This is a genomic window from Pseudomonas moraviensis subsp. stanleyae, from assembly GCF_036283065.1.
Classification (GTDB): Bacteria; Pseudomonadota; Gammaproteobacteria; order Pseudomonadales; family Pseudomonadaceae; genus Aquipseudomonas; species Aquipseudomonas stanleyae.
In genome coordinates this window covers 338134-355029 of sequence record NZ_JAADJI010000001.1, presented here as the reverse complement: position 1 = coordinate 355029, position 16896 = coordinate 338134, and the positions used below count along the sequence as shown (strand labels likewise).

The window sequence follows — 16896 nt, the reverse complement described above, 5'->3', positions numbered from 1 at the left end:
GAGGGTTGCTCGTGATTGTTAGTCCCTGTAATGCAGCAAAAATGTCTGCCAAACGCATGCGAAGTGCTCTGGTAGCGGGTTCGGCGCTCCTGTGCCTGCTCAGCGCCGGTCAGCTTTGGGCGTTCAATCTTGACGACGTATCGGCCAAGGCCAAAGAGCTGGCCGGGCAGAAGTTCGAAGCCCCGCGCAGCAACCTGCCGAACGAATTCCGCGAAATGAAGTTCGCGGACTACCAGAAGATCCGCTTCCTCACCGAAAAGGCTGAGTGGGCCGATCAGAAGACGCCGTTCAAACTCTCCTTCTATCACCAGGGTATGCACTTCGATACGCCGGTGAAAATCAACGAAATCACCGCGAACACCGTCTCGGAGATCAAATACGATCCGAGCCGCTTCGATTTCGGCGACCTTAAATTCGATCCGAAAGCCACCGAAAAACTGGGCTATGCCGGTTTCCGTGTGCTGTACCCGATCAACAAGGCCGACAAGCAAGACGAGATCATGACCATGCTCGGCGCGAGCTACTTCCGCGTCGTCGGCAAGGGCCACACCTATGGTCTCTCGGCCCGTGGTCTGGCGATCGATACCGCGCTGCCGTCCGGCGAGGAATTCCCGCGTTTCCGCGAGTTCTGGATTCAGCAGCCCAAGCCCGGTGACAAGCACCTGGTGATCTTCGCTCTGCTCGATTCGCCGCGCGCCACCGGTGCCTATCGGCTGATCCTGCGTCCGGGCAGCGACACCATTGTCGACGTCAAGGCGCAGATGTTCCTGCGTGACAAGGTCGGCAAACTGGGCATCGCGCCGCTGACCAGCATGTTCCTGTTCGGCGCCAACCAGCCGTCGAAAGTCCTCAACTACCGTCGTGAACTGCACGATTCCAGCGGTCTGTCGATCCATGCCGGCAACGGCGAGTGGATCTGGCGCCCACTGAACAACCCGAAACACCTCGCCGTGAGCAACTTCAGCGTCGAGAACCCGCGTGGTTTCGGTCTGCTGCAGCGTGGCCGCGACTTCAGTCACTACGAAGACCTCGACGATCGCTACGACAAGCGCCCAAGCGCCTGGATCGAGCCGAAGGGCGAGTGGGGCAAGGGCACCGTCGATCTGGTAGAGATTCCGACCGCTGACGAAACCAACGACAACATCGTTGCGTTCTGGAGCCCGGAAAAAATGCCGGAGCCAGGCCAGCCGCTGGACTTCGCCTACCGCATGCACTGGACCATGGACGAAGCAGCGATCCACGCGCCGGACAGCGCCTGGGTAGCGCAGACCCTGCGTTCGACCGGTGACGTCAAGCAATCGAACCTGATCCGTCAGCCGGATGGCAGCGTTGCCTATCTGGTCGACTTCGAAGGCCCGTCGCTGGCAGCCCTGACGCCGGACGCCGACGTGCGCAGTCAGGTCAGCGTCGGCGACAACGCCGAACTGGTCGAGAACAGCGTGCGCTACAACCCGGAAACCAAGGGCTGGCGCTTGACCCTGCGGATGAAGATCAAGGACGCCAGCAAGGCGACCGAGATGCGCGCCGCACTAGTTCAGCCAGTGGTCACCGCGGATCTGGCCAAATCGGTACCGGCCTCCAATTCGTCGGTCGCCAAGGCTGACAAGGTTGCCGCCAAGCAACAGGAAAAACTCGACAAGGAAGCCAAGGCCGCCGAAGCCAAACAGGCTGAAGCCAAGCCTGCAGCCGATGCCAAGGACAAGGCCAACAAAGACGCCAAGCAGCCAGTCGCTGCCGACGCGGCCCCAGCCACACCGGAATCGGCGCCGACTGAAGAAGTCCTGACCGAGACCTGGAGCTATCAGTTGCCTGCCGATGAGTAACTCACAAGTACAGCCAGAGACTCTGTCCGAGTACCTGGCGCATCTGCCGATGACCGACGAGCAACGCGCGGAACTCGCGGGTTGCCGGTCGTTCAGCGAGCTGCATGAACGTCTGTCGTCCTCGACATTCGACGCCCCTGCCGAAGCCGCCCAGGCTTCGGTGGGCAAGCGCCTGACCCTGAGCACTGCCGAAGAACTGGCCGAAGCGGAAATGCTGGTGCTGGACGCCAGCGGCCGGGTCAGCCTCAAGGCGACCCCGCCGATCCGCCGTACCAAGGTCGTGCCGGAGCCGTGGCGCACCAATATCCTGGTGCGTGGCTGGCGTCGCCTGACCGGGCGCACCAACCCGCCGCAGCCGCCGAAGGACGCCAATGTCCTGCCGGCCGCGCGCTGGCGCACCGTCGGCTCGATCCGTCGCTACATTCTATTGCTGCTGATGCTCGGCCAGACCATCGTCGCCGGCTGGTACATGAAAGGCATCATGCCGTACCAGGGCTGGTCGTTCGTCGATCTCGATGAAGTCCTGCATCAACCGTTGCTGCAAACCGCCACCCAAGTGCTGCCGTATGCGCTGCAAACCAGCATCCTGATTCTGTTCGGGATTTTGTTCTGCTGGGTTTCGGCCGGTTTCTGGACCGCGCTGATGGGCTTCCTCGAGCTGCTCACCGGTCACGACAAATACCGTATCTCCGGGAAAAGCGCCGGTAACGAGCCGATTCCGAAAGATGCGCGTACTGCGCTGGTAATGCCGATCTGCAACGAAGACGTGCCGCGTGTATTCGCCGGTCTGCGTGCCACGTTCGAATCGGTCGCCGCCACCGGTGACCTGGATCGCTTCGACTTCTTCGTCCTCAGCGACAGTAACGACACCGATATCTGCGTCGCCGAGCAGCAGGCCTGGCTGGACGTCTGCCGCGAAGCCAAGGGCTTCGGCAAGATCTTCTATCGCCGCCGTCGCCGCCGTGTGAAGCGCAAGAGCGGCAACCTCGACGACTTCTGCCGTCGTTGGGGCGGTGACTACAAGTACATGGTCGTGCTCGACGCCGACTCGGTGATGAGCGGCGAGTGCCTGACCAGTCTGGTGCGCTTGATGGAAGCCACGCCGGACGCCGGGATCATCCAGACCGCGCCGCGTGCGTCGGGCATGGACACTCTGTATGCGCGCATGCAGCAGTTCGCTACCCGCGTGTACGGTCCACTGTTTACTGCCGGCCTGCACTTCTGGCAGTTGGGTGAATCCCACTACTGGGGTCACAACGCGATCATCCGCATGAAGCCGTTCATCGACCACTGCGCCCTGGCGCCGTTGCCGGGCAAGGGCGCGTTTTCCGGTGCGATCCTTTCCCACGACTTCGTCGAAGCTGCGCTGATGCGCCGTGCCGGCTGGGGCGTGTGGATTGCCTACGACCTGCCGGGCAGTTACGAAGAGTTGCCGCCGAACCTGCTCGACGAACTCAAGCGTGACCGTCGCTGGTGCCACGGCAACCTGATGAACTTCCGCCTGTTCCTGGTCAAGGGCATGCACCCGGTGCACCGCGCGGTGTTCCTCACTGGCGTGATGTCCTACCTGTCGGCGCCGTTGTGGTTCTTCTTCCTCGTGTTGTCGACCGCGCTGCTGGCGGTGAACACGTTGATGGAGCCGCAGTACTTCCTCGAACCGCGCCAGCTCTATCCGTTGTGGCCTCAATGGCACCCGGACAAAGCCATCGCGCTGTTCTCGACGACCATCGTGCTGCTGTTCCTGCCGAAGCTGTTGAGCATCATCCTGATCTGGGCCAAGGGTGCGAAAGAGTTCGGCGGCAAGTTCAAGGTGACCCTGTCGATGCTGCTGGAGATGCTGTTCTCCATGCTGCTGGCGCCGGTGCGGATGATTTTCCACACGCGTTTCGTCCTCGCCGCGTTCCTCGGCTGGGCCGCGACCTGGAACTCGCCGCAGCGTGACGACGACTCGACGCCGTGGAGCGAAGCGGTCAAGCGCCACGGCCCGCAGACCTTGCTGGGCTTCTTCTGGGCGCTGCTGGTGATCTGGCTGAATCCGAGCTTCCTCTGGTGGCTGGTGCCGATCGTCGGTTCGCTGATGCTGTCGATCCCGGTGTCGGTGATCTCCAGCCGTGTTGGTCTGGGCCTGAAATCCCGTGACGAGAGCCTGTTCCTCATCCCCGAGGAATACAATCCGCCACAGGCGCTGCTGGCGACCGATCAGTACACCCACGAGAACCGTTACCACGCTCTCAACGACGGCTTCGTCCGCGCCGTGGTCGATCCGCAGCAGAACGCTTTGGCGTGCTCGCTGGCGACCTCGCGCCACGGCCAGGCCGAACCGATCGAGTGGCTGCGTCAGGAGCGTGTGCGTCACGCGATCAAGGTTGGCCCGGCCGGGCTGAACAACCATGATCGTCTGCAACTGCTCAGCGACCCTGTCGCACTGGCACGCCTGCATGAGCAGGTCTGGGCCGAAGGTCTCGCCGAGTGGCTGGACGCCTGGCGCGCCTCGGTGAAAGCCGATCCGCATGCGCCGTTGCTGCCGTTGCGACCGGTGAGTTTGCAGGCTCAGCCGGCTTGATAAAAGGAACCCCGCTATATATGGCGGGGTTTTTTTGGCCTGCTGAAAAGCCCCTCACCCTAGCCCTCTCCCAGAGGGAGAGGGGACCGACCGCGTTGAATATTCGAGTTACACCGAACTGAAATATCCGGTCGAACTCGAGTTTTGAACATTCCCCGATCTGCTCCCTTCCCCCCCTCGCCCCCTTGGGGGAGAGGGTTGGGGTGAGGGGGTAACTCTTGATTGTTAAAAACAAATCGTCCATTAAACCTTGTGCAAAAAAACGAGTGCGTTAGCATCCGTCCCCGAATTGGCGCGCCCGGGCTTTTTGCCCGTTTCTGTCGGTTTTCGCGCCGCACACGCAATGGTTTTGGGGACTTGAAGATGAAGAAGTATCTGGCGATGCTGCTGGTCGGCGTCACGGCACTGGTTGCAGTCAATGCGGCGCAGGCCGGCGCTATCGATGACGCGGTCAAGCGCGGCTCGCTGAAAGTCGGCATGGACCCGACCTACATGCCGTTCGAGATGACCAACAAACGCGGCGAAATCATCGGTTTCGAAGTCGATATCCTCAAAGCCATGACCAAGGCCATGGGCGTCAAGCTCGAGCTGGTCTCCACCGGTTACGACGGCATCATCCCGGCGCTGATGACCGACAAGTTCGACATGATCGGCAGCGGCATGACCCTGACCCAGGAGCGCAATCTGCGCTTGAACTTCAGCGATCCGTTCATCGTCGTCGGCCAGACCCTGCTGATCCGCAAGGAGCTGGAAGGCGCCATCAAGTCCTACAAGGACCTGAACACCGCCGACTACCGCATCACCTCCAAGCTCGGCACGACTGGCGAAATGGTCGCCAAGAAACTGATCTCCAAAGCCAAGTACCACGGCTACGACAACGAGCAGGAGGCTGTGCTCGACGTGGTCAACGGCAAGGCTGACGCCTTTATCTACGACGCGCCGTACAACGTCGTCGCGCTGAACAAGGTGGGCGCCGGCAAACTGGTGTTCCTCGACAAGCCGTTCACCTACGAGCCGCTGGCCTTCGGTCTGAAGAAGGGCGACTTCGACAGCCTCAACTTCATCAACAACTTCCTGCACCAGATCCACGAAGACGGCACCTACGATCGCATCCATGACAAGTGGTTCAAGAGCACCGAGTGGCTCAAGGACATGGAATAACGCCGGTCGCCTGTGGCGAGGGAGCTTGCTCCCGCTCGGCTGCGAAGCAGTCGTAAACCGGTTGACTCGTTTTTGCCCGACGTTGCGCGGTGGCTGATTTCAGGGCTGCTTCGCAACCCAGCGGGAGCAAGCTCCCTCGCCACAGAGGCAGCGGGCACCCTGATCGTTATGGATTTAGCTCTTGATGAAACAGAAAAAAGCCCAATGGCCCTGGCACCTTCTCACCGTGCTGGTGCTGGTCGGCCTGGCGGGCGCGTTGTATTACGCGACGTCGCTGATGTCCTACGAATGGCGCTGGAACCGCGTGCCGCAGTACTTCGCCTATCAGGCTGAAGAAACCCAGCGCGCAGCGGATATTTCCACCATCACCGAACTGGTGCGCAAGGGCGGCAGTGCCGAGGTCACGCTACGCAACGACGCCGGTGACGAGCAGCGCCTGACCGTCGACGAGAACAGCCTGCAATTCGCGCAGGGCGACGATGTCGCTGAAGGCGATGTCATCGGCGTGACTCGGCATTGGGCGGCAGGGCCGCTGTTGTGGGGCCTGTGGACGACGTTGTGGCTGTCGCTGGTGTCCGGCGTCCTCGGCTTGCTGATCGGTCTGGTCACCGGCCTGTGCCGGCTGTCGAACAACCCGACCCTGCGCGACCTCTCGACGATCTACGTCGAACTGGTCCGGGGCACGCCGCTGCTGGTGCAGATCTTCATTTTCTACTTCTTCATCGGCACGGTGATGAACCTGTCCCGCGAATTCGCGGGTATCGCTGCGTTGTCGCTGTTCACCGGCGCTTACGTGGCCGAGATCATCCGTTCCGGCGTGCAATCGATCGCCCGTGGTCAGAACGAGGCGGCGCGCTCGCTCGGTCTGAGCGCCGGCCAGTCGATGCGCCACGTGGTCCTGCCGCAGGCGTTCAAGCGGGTGCTGCCGCCGCTGGCCGGGCAGTTCATCAGTCTGGTCAAGGACACGTCGCTGGTGTCGGTGATCGCCATCACCGAGCTGCTGAAAAGCGGTCGGGAAGTTATCACCACCTCGTTCTCGCCGTTCGAAATCCTGTTCTGCGTCGCCGGTCTGTACCTGTTGATCAACCTGCCGCTGTCGAAAATCGCCAGCCGGCTAGAGCGGAGGCTCGCGCAAAGTGATTGAAGTCCGCGATCTGGTAAAAGTCTTCGACACCCGCGGGCAAGTAGTGCGCGCGGTGGACAACGTCAGCACCACGGTGGCCAAGGGCGAAGTGCTGGTGGTGATCGGCCCGTCCGGTTCCGGCAAGTCGACCTTCCTGCGTTGCCTCAACGGTCTGGAAGAATTCGACTCGGGCTCGGTGAGCATCGACGGCCTGCAACTGGCCGACGCGAAAACCGACGTCAATGCTTATCGCCGCGAAGTCGGCATGGTTTTCCAGCATTTCAACCTGTTCCCGCACATGACCGTGCTGGAAAACCTCTGTCTGGCGCAGAAAGTCGTGCGCAAGCGCGGCAAGAAAGAGCGCGAGGCCAAGGCGATGGCGTTGCTGGATAAGGTCGGCATTGCGCAGAAGGCTCACGAGTTTCCGTCACGCCTGTCCGGTGGTCAGCAGCAACGGGTGGCGATTGCCCGGGCGCTGGCGATGGAACCGAAAGTCATGCTGTTCGACGAACCGACCTCGGCCCTCGACCCGGAAATGGTCGGCGAAGTGCTCGACGTGATGAAAAACCTGGCCGTGGAAGGCATGACCATGGTCTGCGTTACCCATGAGATGGGCTTCGCCCGGGAAGTGGCGGATCGGGTGCTGTTCTTCGATCACGGCAAATTGCTCGAAGATGCCGCGCCAGCGGAGTTCTTCGATGCACCGAAGGATCCGCGGGCTCAGGCCTTTCTGCGCCAGGTCCTGTAACTGCGGCGTCTCTCAGGACGCCTTCGCGAGCAGGCTCGCTCCCACAGTTGACCGAGTTGTCCAAGCGGACGCGATCCAATGTGGGAGCGAGCCTGCTCGCGAATGGCATCACCTCGGTCTCAAGCGAACCGAGGCGGATGAGTTACCTCAAACCTTGAAGCGCCCCACCAGCATCTGCAGATGCGTGCCCAGCCGCGCCAGCTCAACGCTGGAGGCCGCGGTCTCTTCACTCGCCGCCGAGGTCTGATCCGACACATCGCGCACATTAAGCACGCTGCGGTTGATCTCTTCGGCCACGGCGCTCTGCTGCTCGGCAGCGGCGGCGATCTGCTGGTTCATCGCCTGGATCGCCGAGACGGTGCGGGTGATGCTTTCCAGTGAGCCGCCGGCACGCCGGGTCAGTTCGACGCTGCTGTCGGTGAGGCTGCGGCTGTTGTCCATGATCGTCGCCACTTGCTGGGTGCCGTTTTGCAGGCCGACGATCAGCTCTTCGATCTCTTCGGTGGACTTCTGAGTGCGCTGGGCGAGGCTGCGCACCTCGTCGGCAACCACGGCGAAACCACGACCCGCTTCACCGGCACGGGCCGCTTCGATGGCGGCGTTGAGGGCCAGCAGGTTGGTTTGCTGGGCCACCGACTTGATCACGTCGAGCACGCTGCCGATCTTGTCGCTCTCGCGCTTGAGGTCGCCCATGGCTTCGGTGGAATGCCCCACCTCGATCGCCAGACGCTCGATCTGTGCGATGGCTTCGCCGACAACCTTGTCGCCTTCACGGGCCTGTTGGTCGGCGGCGACAGCGGCTTCCGAAGCTTCTTCAGCGTTGCGCGCCACTTCCTGCACGGTGGCGGCCATTTCGTTCATGGCGGTGGCAACCTGGTCGGTTTCAACCTTTTGATTGTTGACCCCGGCGCTGGTCTGCTCGGTCACAGCCGAGAGCTCTTCAGCGGCGCTGGCAATCTGCGTGACGCCGTCACTGATGCCGCCGATCAACTCGCGCAGGCCTTGAGTCATGCTCTGCATCGAGCGCTGCAATTGACCGAGTTCGTCGCGACGCAGGGAAACCAGGTTGTGGGTCAGGTCGCCAGCGGCCACGCGTTCGGCCACTTTCAGGGTCTGGGTCAGCGGAATGATGATTTGCCGAGTGATGATCCACGCTGCCAGCAAACCGAACACCAGCGCCAGCACGGTCGCGATCAGCAGCATGTTCTTGGCGTGGGCAGCGTCAGTGTCGCGCACCACGGTTTGCGATTCGGTGAGCTTCTTGCTGACCGCCATGAGGATGTCGCCCTGAGCCGACATGTTGGCCAGTGCGGCAGTGTTTTTCACCTGCGAGTCACGGAACTGAGCCACGGCTGCACGATAAGCCTTGAGCGAGTCGGTGGCTTGCTGCAGGTTGGCAATGTGCTGCTCCGGCACGCGGGTCGGCAGGCTTTCGAGGTTTTTCAGGGCGTTGTCGATGGCGGTCAGCGCCGGTTGCTCGGCGTCGGCCTTGCCGCTGTAGGTGTAGCCGCGCACCTGATAGCGCGCTTGCTGGAGCAATTTGCTCAGCTCAATTACCGCGTTGTATTGCGCGACGCTGTCGCCTTGTAGCAGTGCACTTTCGACTTCGCCGACCCTGGCCACGGCATTGTCGGCGTTGGCGCCCAGCTTGCTGCGCGCATCTTCACGCTGCACGGTGGCCTGGGTCATTTCGCCGAAAGCGCGTTTGTATTCGGCAACGGCAGCCAATTGCTGGTCGACCATCGCCACATCGGACGGCTGCTCGATCATGCCACGTGCCGATTGCAGGCCGCTTTCAAGTTGGTTGAGGTATCCATTGACCGCGCCCGGGCCCTGTTCGCCACGGCGCATGTCGTAGTCCATGCGCGCCAGGCGCAGGTCTTTGGTCAGCTCATTGAGGCTCGAGATGAAGCCGAGCTTGTCGCCACGGCTGATGATGCCGCTCATGCCGGTCCAGCCGGTGAAAGTGATCAACAGCGTCAGCAACAGCACCAGGCCGAAACCGATGCCCAGCTTGCGTTTGACGCTGACGTTTCCAAGACTCTCGGCTAACCAACGGTACATGCGACCACTCCCTTCGGACCACTAAATTGGACTTATAGGGGCTGTATCGGCTTGGTGATGGCAATCTGTAACGCCACTTGTCCGCGATTGTGGGAGCTTGTAGGAGCTGACGAGTGCAACGAGGCTGCGATCTCTTGATCTTGCTTTTAAAAACAAGATCAAAAGATCGCAGCCTTCGGCAGCTCCTACAGGGACCGGTGCCACATTCAGAACAGGCGTGCGAGCAGGGCGGTGACGGCGGTTTCGACGCGCAGGATGCGCTCGCCCAGTTGCACCGGTTGCAGGCCGGATTTGGCCAGCAGGTCGATTTCGTAGGGAATCCAGCCACCCTCGGGGCCGATGGCCAACGTCACCGGTTCGCTGAGGGCGCGGGGGCAGGGCGGGAAGTTGCCGGGATGGCCGACCAGGCCGAGGGTGCCTTCGGTGATCGCCGGCAGTCGATCCTCAACGAAAGGCTTGAAGCGCTTTTCGATGACGATCTCCGGCAATACCGTATCGCGAGCCTGTTCGAGCCCGAGGATCAGCTGCTCACGAATCGCTTCCGGCTCCAGAAACGGTGTCTGCCAGAAACTTTTCTCGACGCGGTAGCTGTTGACCAGAATCACCTTGGCCACGCCCATGGTCGCAACGGTCTGGAACACCCGGCGAAGCATTTTCGGCCGGGGCAGGGCCAGTACCAGGGTCAGCGGCAGCTTGGCCGGCGGTGGCTGATCGAGGCTGACACGCAGTTCCGCTTCGCCTGCCTCCAGGCGCAGCAACTCGGCCGAACCCATCAGCCCGTTGATGCGCCCGACACGCAGGCTGTCACCGACTTCCGAGCGATGGACTTCCTGCATATGGGTCAGGCGGCGATCGCGCAGGACCACGCGGTCGGCCGCAATGAAGTCGGCCTCTTCGAGCAGCAGCAGGTTCATGCCTGGGTCGCTGGCGGCTGGTCGTTGTGGTCGTCGGCCGGGGTTTCGTCCGGGCGTTCGCGCTTGCTGACCAGCGCGCCGAAGAGGATGCCGATCTCGAACAGCATCCACATCGGCACGGCCAGCAGAGTCTGCGAGAAGATGTCCGGCGGGGTGAGGATCATGCCAACCACGAAGCAGCCGATGATCACGTACGGGCGGATCTTCTTCAGGTATTTGACATCGACCACGCCGATCCACACCAGCAGCACCACGGCCACCGGAATCTCGAACGCCACGCCGAAGGCGAAGAACAGCGTCATGACGAAATCGAGGTAGCTGGCGATGTCGGTCATCATCTCCACGCCGGCCGGGGTGGCGGCGGCGAAGAATTTGAAAATCAACGGAAAGACGAAGTAATAGGCGAACGCCATGCCGATGTAGAACAGCAGGATGCTGGAGATCAGCAGCGGTACCGCGACGCGTTTTTCATGCTTGTACAGGCCCGGCGCGATAAAGCCCCAGATCTGGTGCAGGATCACCGGAATCGCGAGGAAAAGCGAAACCATCATCGTCAGTTTCAGCGGCGTCAGGAACGGCGACGACACGTCGGTGGCGATCATTGTCGCGCCGACCGGCAGGTACTGGCGCAACGGCGTCGAGACGAAGGTGTAGATCTGCTGGGTAAAGGCGAACAGCCCGGCAAAGATAATGAAGATCGCCGCCACGCAACGCAGCAGGCGGGTGCGCAACTCGGTGAGGTGCGAAACCAGCGGCATGTGCTGGTCGTTTTCCGGAAGATCGCTCATGGGGCTCGCGGCGGCAAAGTGGTGTCGTGAGGCGCAGGTGTAGTCGGCGCGGCGGTGGGAGCTACGTGTTCAACCGATGTGTCCGCGGCAACCGGCACCGGTGCTGGCGGTGTTACAACCGGTGCAGGTGCAGGTGCAGGTGCAGGTGCAGTCGGAGCGGCAGCGCTGTGAATTGTCTGCTCGCCCACAGGCTCAACCGGCGTTGGCTCCTGCTGGTTCGGATTGAAGATCTTCCGCGCCTCCTGCTCCAGCGACAGAATATGTTCGTTGTGCAGTTGCCGACGGATCTCGTCGGCGCCGATTTCACGTTCAACTTCCTGCTTGATCGCGTTGAAGCTGCGCTTCAGGCGCCCGACCCACAGACCGGCGGTGCGCGCAGCGCCCGGCAGACGCTCGGGGCCGAGCACCAGCAGGGCAACGAGGCCGACGAGCAGCAGTTCAGAGAAGCTGATACCAAACATTAGTCAGTGCTCACACGTCTTTGCGGATCGGCTCTTCGACTTTCTGCGCCTGCACGTCGATGGTGTGCGGCGGGTTGGCCTGAGCGGTGGTTTGCGGCTGCACCGGTGGCACTGGCTGCGCTGGCGGGGTCACGTTCGGCTCGGTCGGTTTTTCGTCGTCATTCATGGCTTTGCGAAAGCCTTTGATCGACTCGCCAACGTCGGTGCCGAGGTTTTTCAGTTTCTTGGTACCGAACACCAGCACCACGACAATCAGAATGACGACCCAGTGTTTCCAGTCAAAAATGCCCATGTGGCGATTCCTCTCTAAAAGTTGTTCAGGCGGACGGACGCGAGGCTTTCTCGACGTGTCCGGACAGGCCGAAGCGACGGTCCAGTTCATCCAGCACGGCCTGCGGATGCTGCCCCAGTTGGGCGAGCATTACCATGCTGTGGAACCACAGGTCGGCGGTCTCGTAGATCACATCACTGCAGTCGCCGCTGATGGCGGCATCCTTGGCGGCAATAATGGTTTCGACCGACTCTTCGCCGACTTTCTCCAGAATCTTGTTCAGCCCCTTGTGATACAGGCTGGCGACATACGAACTGTCGGCGGCTGCGCCTTTGCGCTCTTCGAGCACTTCAGCCAGACGGGTCAGGGTGTCACTCATGTGTGTGTCCTGCGGAATAAATGGCGTGCGGATCTTTCAGTACCGGGTCGACCGTTTTCCAGTCGCCGTTTTCGAAGAGCCGGTAAAAGCAGCTTTGCCGGCCGGTATGGCAAGCGATGTCGCCGATCTGTTCAACCATCAGGATGATCACGTCGGCGTCACAGTCCAGACGCATTTCATGCAGGGTCTGCACATGGCCGGACTCCTCGCCCTTGCGCCACAGCTTGCCACGGGAACGTGACCAGTAGATTGCACGATTCTCCGCTGCGGTCAGTTCCAGCGCATCGCGGTTCATCCAGGCCATCATCAATACGCGCCCGGTCTTGTGATCCTGGGCAATCGCCGGCACCAGGCCGTCGGCGTCCCACTTGATCTCGTCCAGCCAGTTTTTCATCTTCAGTTCCTGACAGAAGCAGCTTCGAGTTGCGAGCTTCAAGCTGCAAGTAAAAGCAGTTGCGGTGTGCTTGTAGCTTCAGGCTTGCAGCTGGCAGCTTATAACTTGCAGCCGATTCGTGCTATCGGCGAACGACCAGATACAAGCCGACCGCCAGCATGATTCCGGCGGGCCAGTGCGCCCAATCGGTCAGCGGGCCACCCGCAGCGAGGATCGCGCCGCCGGCCAGATGCGCGCAACCGAGCAGGCGCAGGAACCAGTCGTCCTTGCGTTTGCGCCATGGCGGCGGTGGATCTTTGGCATGGGGTTGTGACATGCGTTCGAGCAGATCGCGGGCCATGTTCGACAGGTGCGGAATCTGCTCCAGCTGGCTCTGCACGTTGCCCAGCAGGGCTTTCGGGCTGACGCGCTCGCGCATCCAGCGCTCGAGGAACGGCTGCGCGGTGTTCCACAGATCCAGATCCGGGTACAGCTGACGACCGAGGCCTTCGATGTTCAGCAAGGTCTTCTGCAACAGCACCAGTTGCGGCTGCACTTCCATGTTGAAGCGGCGCGCGGTCTGGAACAGGCGCATCAGCACCTGGCCAAATGAAATATCTTTTAACGGTTTTTCAAAGATCGGTTCGCACACGGTACGGATCGCCGCTTCGAATTCGTTGAGTTTGGTTTCCGCCGGCACCCAGCCCGAATCGATGTGCAATTGCGCGACACGACGGTAGTCACGCTTGAAGAAGGCGAACAGGTTGCGGGCCAGGTAATCCTGGTCTTCCGGGGTCAGGCTGCCGACGATGCCGCAGTCGATCGCAATGTACTGCGGGCTCCACGGATTGACCGTGCTGACAAAGATGTTGCCCGGGTGCATGTCGGCGTGGAAGAAGCTGTCGCGGAACACTTGAGTGAAGAAGATCTCCACGCCGCGCTCGGCGAGCATCTTCATGTCGGTGCGCTGGTCAGCGAGGGTCGCCAGGTCAGTGACCTGGATGCCGTAGATGCGCTCCATGACCAGCACTTTCGGTCGGCACCAGTCCCAATAGACTTGCGGTACATAAAGCAGCTGCGAGCCCTCGAAGTTGCGGCGCAACTGGCTGGCGTTGGCCGCCTCGCGCAACAGATCGAGTTCGTCGTAAATGGTTTTTTCGTAGTCCTGCACCACATCGACCGGGTGCAGCAGGCGCGCGTCGGCGGAGAATTTCTCGGCGGCGCGGGCGAGGATGAACAGCCACGCTAGATCCTGCGCGATGATCGGCTTCAGTCCCGGGCGAATGACCTTGACCACCACTTCTTCGCCGCTTTTGAGCTGCGCCGCATGCACCTGCGCCACCGAGGCCGAGGCCAGCGGCTCAACGTCGAAGCGGCTGAACACTTCACTGATTTTCTTGCCCAGCTGTTCTTCGATCAGCTTGACCGACACCTGCGAATCGAACGGCGGCACGCGGTCCTGGAGCAGCATCAGCTCATCGGCGATGTCCTCCGGCAACAGGTCGCGGCGGGTCGAAAGAATCTGCCCGAACTTGATGAAGATCGGCCCCAGATCCTGCAATGCCAGACGCAAGCGCGCGCCACGGTTGAGCTCCAGCGGCTTGCGCGGCAGCCAGCGCCACGGCAGCAGAAAGCGTACTGCCAAGAGAAACCAGGGCAGCGGCAGATCGAACAGCAGGTCATCGAGGCGGTAGCGGATCACGACGCGCTGGATGCGCAACAGACGGCGGACGGCAAGCAGCTTCATGCGTTATCGCTTGGGTCGAGGGATCGGGAAAGGCGCTCGAAACGCGCCTCGAGTCGTTCCAGATCAAGTTTGATCCGGTCCAGTTCGCTGAACCGCGCTTCGGCTTCGCGCTGCCCGACAAGGGTGCGTGATTCTTCGGCGAGGTATTCGGCAAGATTCTGGTTGAGGCTGGCAAATCCTTGTTGATACCAGCGCGCGCGGCTGCGCAGATGGCCACCGAGCAACTGCGTGGCGACCGGGCCGAGCCAGCGCGAGAGTTCGTACTCCCAGTCCAGCTCGAGGTCTTGCAGCACGCCGGCCAGTTCCAGTAACACGCCGCTGTCGCCATCGAGCTCGACTTCCGGTGCATGCAGCACGGCGGTCTTGTCTTTGCTCAGGGCCAGTTTCACCAGGCTCGAGGCCGGTGCGCGCAACGTGCAATCGACGTCCGCTGCCCACTGCGCAGCGAGCATCAGGCCTTCGTCACTGGGCAGGATGAAAAGTTGCAGTGCCGGGCTGCGGCAATCGACGGCAATCACCTTGCCGGTCAGATGCGCCAGGCGCGGCAGCGCCGTGCTGTCGAGACGCAGCACCCGGTTGAGGCCGAGTTCGACGCTGGCGAGCAGCCCGGTGAGCAACATCAGGGTTTGATGCCGCGGTGCAGGGCGACGATGCCTGCGGTCATGTTGTGATAGGTCACGCGGTCGAAACCGGCCTCGACCATCATCGACTTCAGGGTTTCCTGATTCGGGTGCATGCGGATCGATTCGGCCAGATAGCGATAGCTTTCCGAGTCATTGGTGATCAGCTTGCCCATCAGCGGCATGAAAGCGAACGAGTAGGCGTCGTAGGCTTTGGACATCAGCGCGTTGGTCGGCTTGGAAAACTCCAGCACCAGCAGGCGTCCGCCGGGCTTGAGCACGCGCAGCATCGAACGCAACGCGTCCTCTTTGTGCGTGACGTTGCGCAGGCCGAAGGCGATCGTCACGCAGTCGAAATGGTTGTCCGGGAACGGCAATTTTTCCGCGTCGGCCTGGACGAATTCGACGTTACCGGCAACGCCCAGATCGAGCAGGCGATCACGGCCAACCTTGAGCATCGATTCGTTGATGTCGGCCAGCACCACCTGGCCGCTCGGGCCGACGAGGTGCGAGAACTTGCGGGTCAGGTCGCCGGTGCCGCCAGCGATGTCGAGCACGCGGTTGCCGCTGCGCACGCCGGAAAGCTCGATCGCGAAACGCTTCCACAGACGGTGCATGCCGCCCGACAGAAGGTCGTTCATCAGGTCGTATTTCGCGGCTACGGAATGGAAAACCTCAGCGACTTTTTCCGCTTTCTGGCTTTCCGGAACGTTTTTGAAGCCGAAGTGAGTGGTGGGTTCGGCATCGCTGCCTTTGCGCTGATCAGTCATATCGCTGTCACCAAAAGAGAATGCGCGACATTCTAATCCCCAAGCCATGCTTTGTCTTGGAATGGCTAAAGGTAAGATGGGCAACCTTCGGGACGATTTGCCGCAGATGCGGTCAAGATTCAACGTCAGCCATTCAATCATCAGGAGTCATTCCATGGCCAAAATCAGTGTTGAGCGCGCCCATACCCTGGGCAAGGAAGCTGCCCGCGAGAAGGCCGACAAACTGGCCAAAAAGCTCAACGAACAGTACGGCCTGGAGCCGCAGTGGTCGGGCGACACCCTGAACCTCAAGCGCTCGGGCGTGAAAGGTGAAGTGCATGTGGCGGACGATTCGATCAGGGTCGATGTCGAACTGGGCCTGATGATGTCGGCCATGAGCGGCATGATCAAAGCCGAGATCGAGAAGGCCCTCGACAGAGCCCTGGCCTGATTTCCAGATTGAAATCCAATCCCCTGTGGGAGCGAGCCTGCTCGCGAAAGCGGTCTTTCAGTCAAATTATCAGTGACTGACAAACCGCTTTCGCGAGCAGGCTCGCTCCCACATTTGTTTAGAGTTGCTCCCGCTTGTTAGGGTGCCCTTTCTAATTTTTCTACCTACTTTGTGCCTGAGCCCGACACTCGTCCGGCAGTTCCTCAAACCTTCTGCGCGTGAGGTGCACCATGGCCAAAGTCATTTTGAAGAAAAAAATCGACGCTCCGACATCCACTCTGAGCGACGTCAAATCCTATGCCCGCAAGATCTGGCTGGCAGGCCTGGGCGCCTACACCAAGGTCGGCCAAGAGGGCAGCGAGTACTTTCAAGAGCTCATCGCCGCCGGTCAAACTGTTGAAAAGAAAGGCAAAAAAGCCGTCAGCGAAAAACTCCTCGCGGCCAACGCCGAGATCGATGACGCGGCCACTCAGGTCAGCTCGTTCAAGGGCCGCGTTGAAGTTCAGCTCGACAAGGTCGAGAAGGCCTTCGACAACCGTGTGGCCAGCGCCTTGAATCGGATCGGCATTCCGTCTAAACATGACGTTGAGGCACTCTCTGCTAAGCTCGATGAGCTGACGGCATTGCTCGAACGCGTCGCGCGAAAATCTTAAGGAGAACG

At 61.1% G+C, this 16896-nt stretch carries 17 protein-coding genes and 1 pseudogene; 7 read left to right on the top strand and 11 right to left on the bottom strand.

Annotated features, from left to right (window positions below):
- The first annotated feature begins 41 nt into the window (after positions 1 to 41).
- The 5 genes from GXB78_RS01445 to GXB78_RS01425 all read left to right on the top strand — a co-directional run bounded on the left by GXB78_RS01445 (position 42) and on the right by GXB78_RS01425 (position 7418).
- Positions 42 to 1823 carry a glucan biosynthesis protein G gene (locus GXB78_RS01445; RefSeq protein WP_329513855.1) on the top strand — a complete coding sequence of 594 codons (1782 nt, stop codon included), beginning with the start codon at positions 42 to 44 and terminating at the stop codon, positions 1821 to 1823.
- Positions 1816 to 4386, top strand: coding sequence for a glucans biosynthesis glucosyltransferase MdoH (gene mdoH / locus GXB78_RS01440; protein ID WP_329513854.1), 2571 nt, complete (start codon positions 1816 to 1818; stop codon positions 4384 to 4386). The genes GXB78_RS01445 and mdoH overlap by 8 nt, the downstream gene beginning before the upstream one ends.
- 363 nt (positions 4387 to 4749) lie before the next feature.
- Complete coding sequence (locus tag GXB78_RS01435) at positions 4750 to 5547, top strand: transporter substrate-binding domain-containing protein (protein ID WP_329513853.1); 798 nt, start codon at positions 4750 to 4752, stop codon at positions 5545 to 5547.
- 184 nt (positions 5548 to 5731) lie between these two features.
- Positions 5732 to 6691 carry an amino acid ABC transporter permease gene (locus GXB78_RS01430; protein WP_408005093.1) on the top strand — a complete coding sequence of 320 codons (960 nt, stop codon included), beginning with the start codon at positions 5732 to 5734 and terminating at the stop codon, positions 6689 to 6691.
- On the top strand, positions 6684 to 7418 hold the full coding sequence (locus GXB78_RS01425; protein WP_329513851.1) for an amino acid ABC transporter ATP-binding protein: 735 nt from the start codon (positions 6684 to 6686) through the stop codon (positions 7416 to 7418). Before GXB78_RS01430 ends, GXB78_RS01425 begins: the two co-directional genes overlap by 8 nt.
- A gap of 147 nt (positions 7419 to 7565) precedes the next feature.
- On the opposite strand, the gene GXB78_RS28070 is transcribed toward GXB78_RS01425, so the two are convergent.
- The 11 genes and pseudogenes from GXB78_RS28070 to ubiE all read right to left on the bottom strand — a co-directional run bounded on the left by GXB78_RS28070 (position 7566) and on the right by ubiE (position 15805).
- Positions 7566 to 8279 (bottom strand): methyl-accepting chemotaxis protein, encoded by a 714-nt coding sequence (locus tag GXB78_RS28070; RefSeq protein WP_408005099.1) that lies wholly within the window; start codon positions 8277 to 8279, stop codon positions 7566 to 7568.
- A gap of 141 nt (positions 8280 to 8420) precedes the next feature.
- Positions 8421 to 9365 (bottom strand): annotated as a pseudogene (locus GXB78_RS28065) (methyl-accepting chemotaxis protein); the annotation flags it as partial.
- Positions 9366 to 9688: 323 nt separating this feature from the next.
- Positions 9689 to 10396: a 16S rRNA (uracil(1498)-N(3))-methyltransferase gene (locus tag GXB78_RS01415; protein ID WP_329513849.1), complete on the bottom strand. Its 708-nt coding sequence runs from the start codon at positions 10394 to 10396 to the stop codon at positions 9689 to 9691.
- Positions 10393 to 11184 (bottom strand): twin-arginine translocase subunit TatC, encoded by a 792-nt coding sequence (gene tatC, locus GXB78_RS01410; RefSeq protein ID WP_016772075.1) that lies wholly within the window; start codon positions 11182 to 11184, stop codon positions 10393 to 10395. Before tatC ends, GXB78_RS01415 begins: the two co-directional genes overlap by 4 nt.
- A complete protein-coding gene (tatB, locus tag GXB78_RS01405) occupies positions 11181 to 11645 on the bottom strand; it encodes a Sec-independent protein translocase protein TatB (RefSeq protein ID WP_329513848.1) in 465 nt (154 codons plus the stop codon). Before tatB ends, tatC begins: the two co-directional genes overlap by 4 nt.
- Before the next feature lie 10 nt (positions 11646 to 11655).
- A complete protein-coding gene (locus GXB78_RS01400; RefSeq protein WP_039756649.1) occupies positions 11656 to 11937 on the bottom strand; it encodes a twin-arginine translocase TatA/TatE family subunit in 282 nt (93 codons plus the stop codon).
- Between the two features lie 25 nt (positions 11938 to 11962).
- Positions 11963 to 12295: a phosphoribosyl-ATP diphosphatase gene (locus tag GXB78_RS01395; RefSeq protein ID WP_007909355.1), complete on the bottom strand. Its 333-nt coding sequence runs from the start codon at positions 12293 to 12295 to the stop codon at positions 11963 to 11965.
- The gene (gene hisI / locus GXB78_RS01390) at positions 12288 to 12689 is read right to left on the bottom strand and encodes a phosphoribosyl-AMP cyclohydrolase (RefSeq protein WP_329513847.1); all 402 of its coding nucleotides are present in this window, start codon (positions 12687 to 12689) and stop codon (positions 12288 to 12290) included. Before hisI ends, GXB78_RS01395 begins: the two co-directional genes overlap by 8 nt.
- Positions 12690 to 12810: 121 nt before the next feature.
- Positions 12811 to 14415 (bottom strand): ubiquinone biosynthesis regulatory protein kinase UbiB, encoded by a 1605-nt coding sequence (gene ubiB, locus GXB78_RS01385; protein ID WP_329513846.1) that lies wholly within the window; start codon positions 14413 to 14415, stop codon positions 12811 to 12813.
- Positions 14412 to 15035: a ubiquinone biosynthesis accessory factor UbiJ gene (locus GXB78_RS01380; RefSeq protein WP_071174136.1), complete on the bottom strand. Its 624-nt coding sequence runs from the start codon at positions 15033 to 15035 to the stop codon at positions 14412 to 14414. The genes ubiB and GXB78_RS01380 overlap by 4 nt, the downstream gene beginning before the upstream one ends.
- Entirely contained in the window at positions 15035 to 15805 is a 771-nt protein-coding gene (gene ubiE, locus GXB78_RS01375) for a bifunctional demethylmenaquinone methyltransferase/2-methoxy-6-polyprenyl-1,4-benzoquinol methylase UbiE (RefSeq protein ID WP_329513845.1), read from the bottom strand. Before ubiE ends, GXB78_RS01380 begins: the two co-directional genes overlap by 1 nt.
- Positions 15806 to 15959: 154 nt before the next feature.
- Between ubiE and GXB78_RS01370 the strand changes: the two genes are divergently transcribed.
- Positions 15960 to 16235: a polyhydroxyalkanoic acid system family protein gene (locus GXB78_RS01370; RefSeq protein WP_329513844.1), complete on the top strand. Its 276-nt coding sequence runs from the start codon at positions 15960 to 15962 to the stop codon at positions 16233 to 16235.
- Between the two features lie 230 nt (positions 16236 to 16465).
- Positions 16466 to 16888, top strand: a complete 423-nt coding sequence (locus GXB78_RS01365) for a phasin family protein (protein WP_329513843.1) — start codon at positions 16466 to 16468, stop codon at positions 16886 to 16888.
- The last annotated feature ends 8 nt before the right edge of the window (positions 16889 to 16896 follow it).

Bases quoted from the DNA above. Each gene is read 5' to 3' on its own strand.
- GXB78_RS01445 (WP_329513855.1), top strand. From the start codon at position 42: ATGTCTGCCAAACGCATGCGAAGTGCTCTGGTAGCGGGTTCGGCGCTC.
- mdoH (WP_329513854.1), top strand. From the start codon at position 1,816: ATGAGTAACTCACAAGTACAGCCAGAGACTCTGTCCGAGTACCTGGCG.
- GXB78_RS01435 (WP_329513853.1), top strand. From the start codon at position 4,750: ATGAAGAAGTATCTGGCGATGCTGCTGGTCGGCGTCACGGCACTGGTT.
- GXB78_RS01430 (WP_408005093.1), top strand. From the start codon at position 5,732: ATGAAACAGAAAAAAGCCCAATGGCCCTGGCACCTTCTCACCGTGCTG.
- GXB78_RS28070 (WP_408005099.1), bottom strand. From the start codon at position 8,279: ATGAACGAAATGGCCGCCACCGTGCAGGAAGTGGCGCGCAACGCTGAA.
- GXB78_RS01415 (WP_329513849.1), bottom strand. From the start codon at position 10,396: ATGAACCTGCTGCTGCTCGAAGAGGCCGACTTCATTGCGGCCGACCGC.
- tatC (WP_016772075.1), bottom strand. From the start codon at position 11,184: ATGAGCGATCTTCCGGAAAACGACCAGCACATGCCGCTGGTTTCGCAC.
- tatB (WP_329513848.1), bottom strand. From the start codon at position 11,645: ATGTTTGGTATCAGCTTCTCTGAACTGCTGCTCGTCGGCCTCGTTGCC.
- GXB78_RS01400 (WP_039756649.1), bottom strand. From the start codon at position 11,937: ATGGGCATTTTTGACTGGAAACACTGGGTCGTCATTCTGATTGTCGTG.
- GXB78_RS01395 (WP_007909355.1), bottom strand. From the start codon at position 12,295: ATGAGTGACACCCTGACCCGTCTGGCTGAAGTGCTCGAAGAGCGCAAA.
- hisI (WP_329513847.1), bottom strand. From the start codon at position 12,689: ATGAAAAACTGGCTGGACGAGATCAAGTGGGACGCCGACGGCCTGGTG.
- ubiB (WP_329513846.1), bottom strand. From the start codon at position 14,415: ATGAAGCTGCTTGCCGTCCGCCGTCTGTTGCGCATCCAGCGCGTCGTG.
- GXB78_RS01380 (WP_071174136.1), bottom strand. From the start codon at position 15,035: ATGTTGCTCACCGGGCTGCTCGCCAGCGTCGAACTCGGCCTCAACCGG.
- ubiE (WP_329513845.1), bottom strand. From the start codon at position 15,805: ATGACTGATCAGCGCAAAGGCAGCGATGCCGAACCCACCACTCACTTC.
- GXB78_RS01370 (WP_329513844.1), top strand. From the start codon at position 15,960: ATGGCCAAAATCAGTGTTGAGCGCGCCCATACCCTGGGCAAGGAAGCT.
- GXB78_RS01365 (WP_329513843.1), top strand. From the start codon at position 16,466: ATGGCCAAAGTCATTTTGAAGAAAAAAATCGACGCTCCGACATCCACT.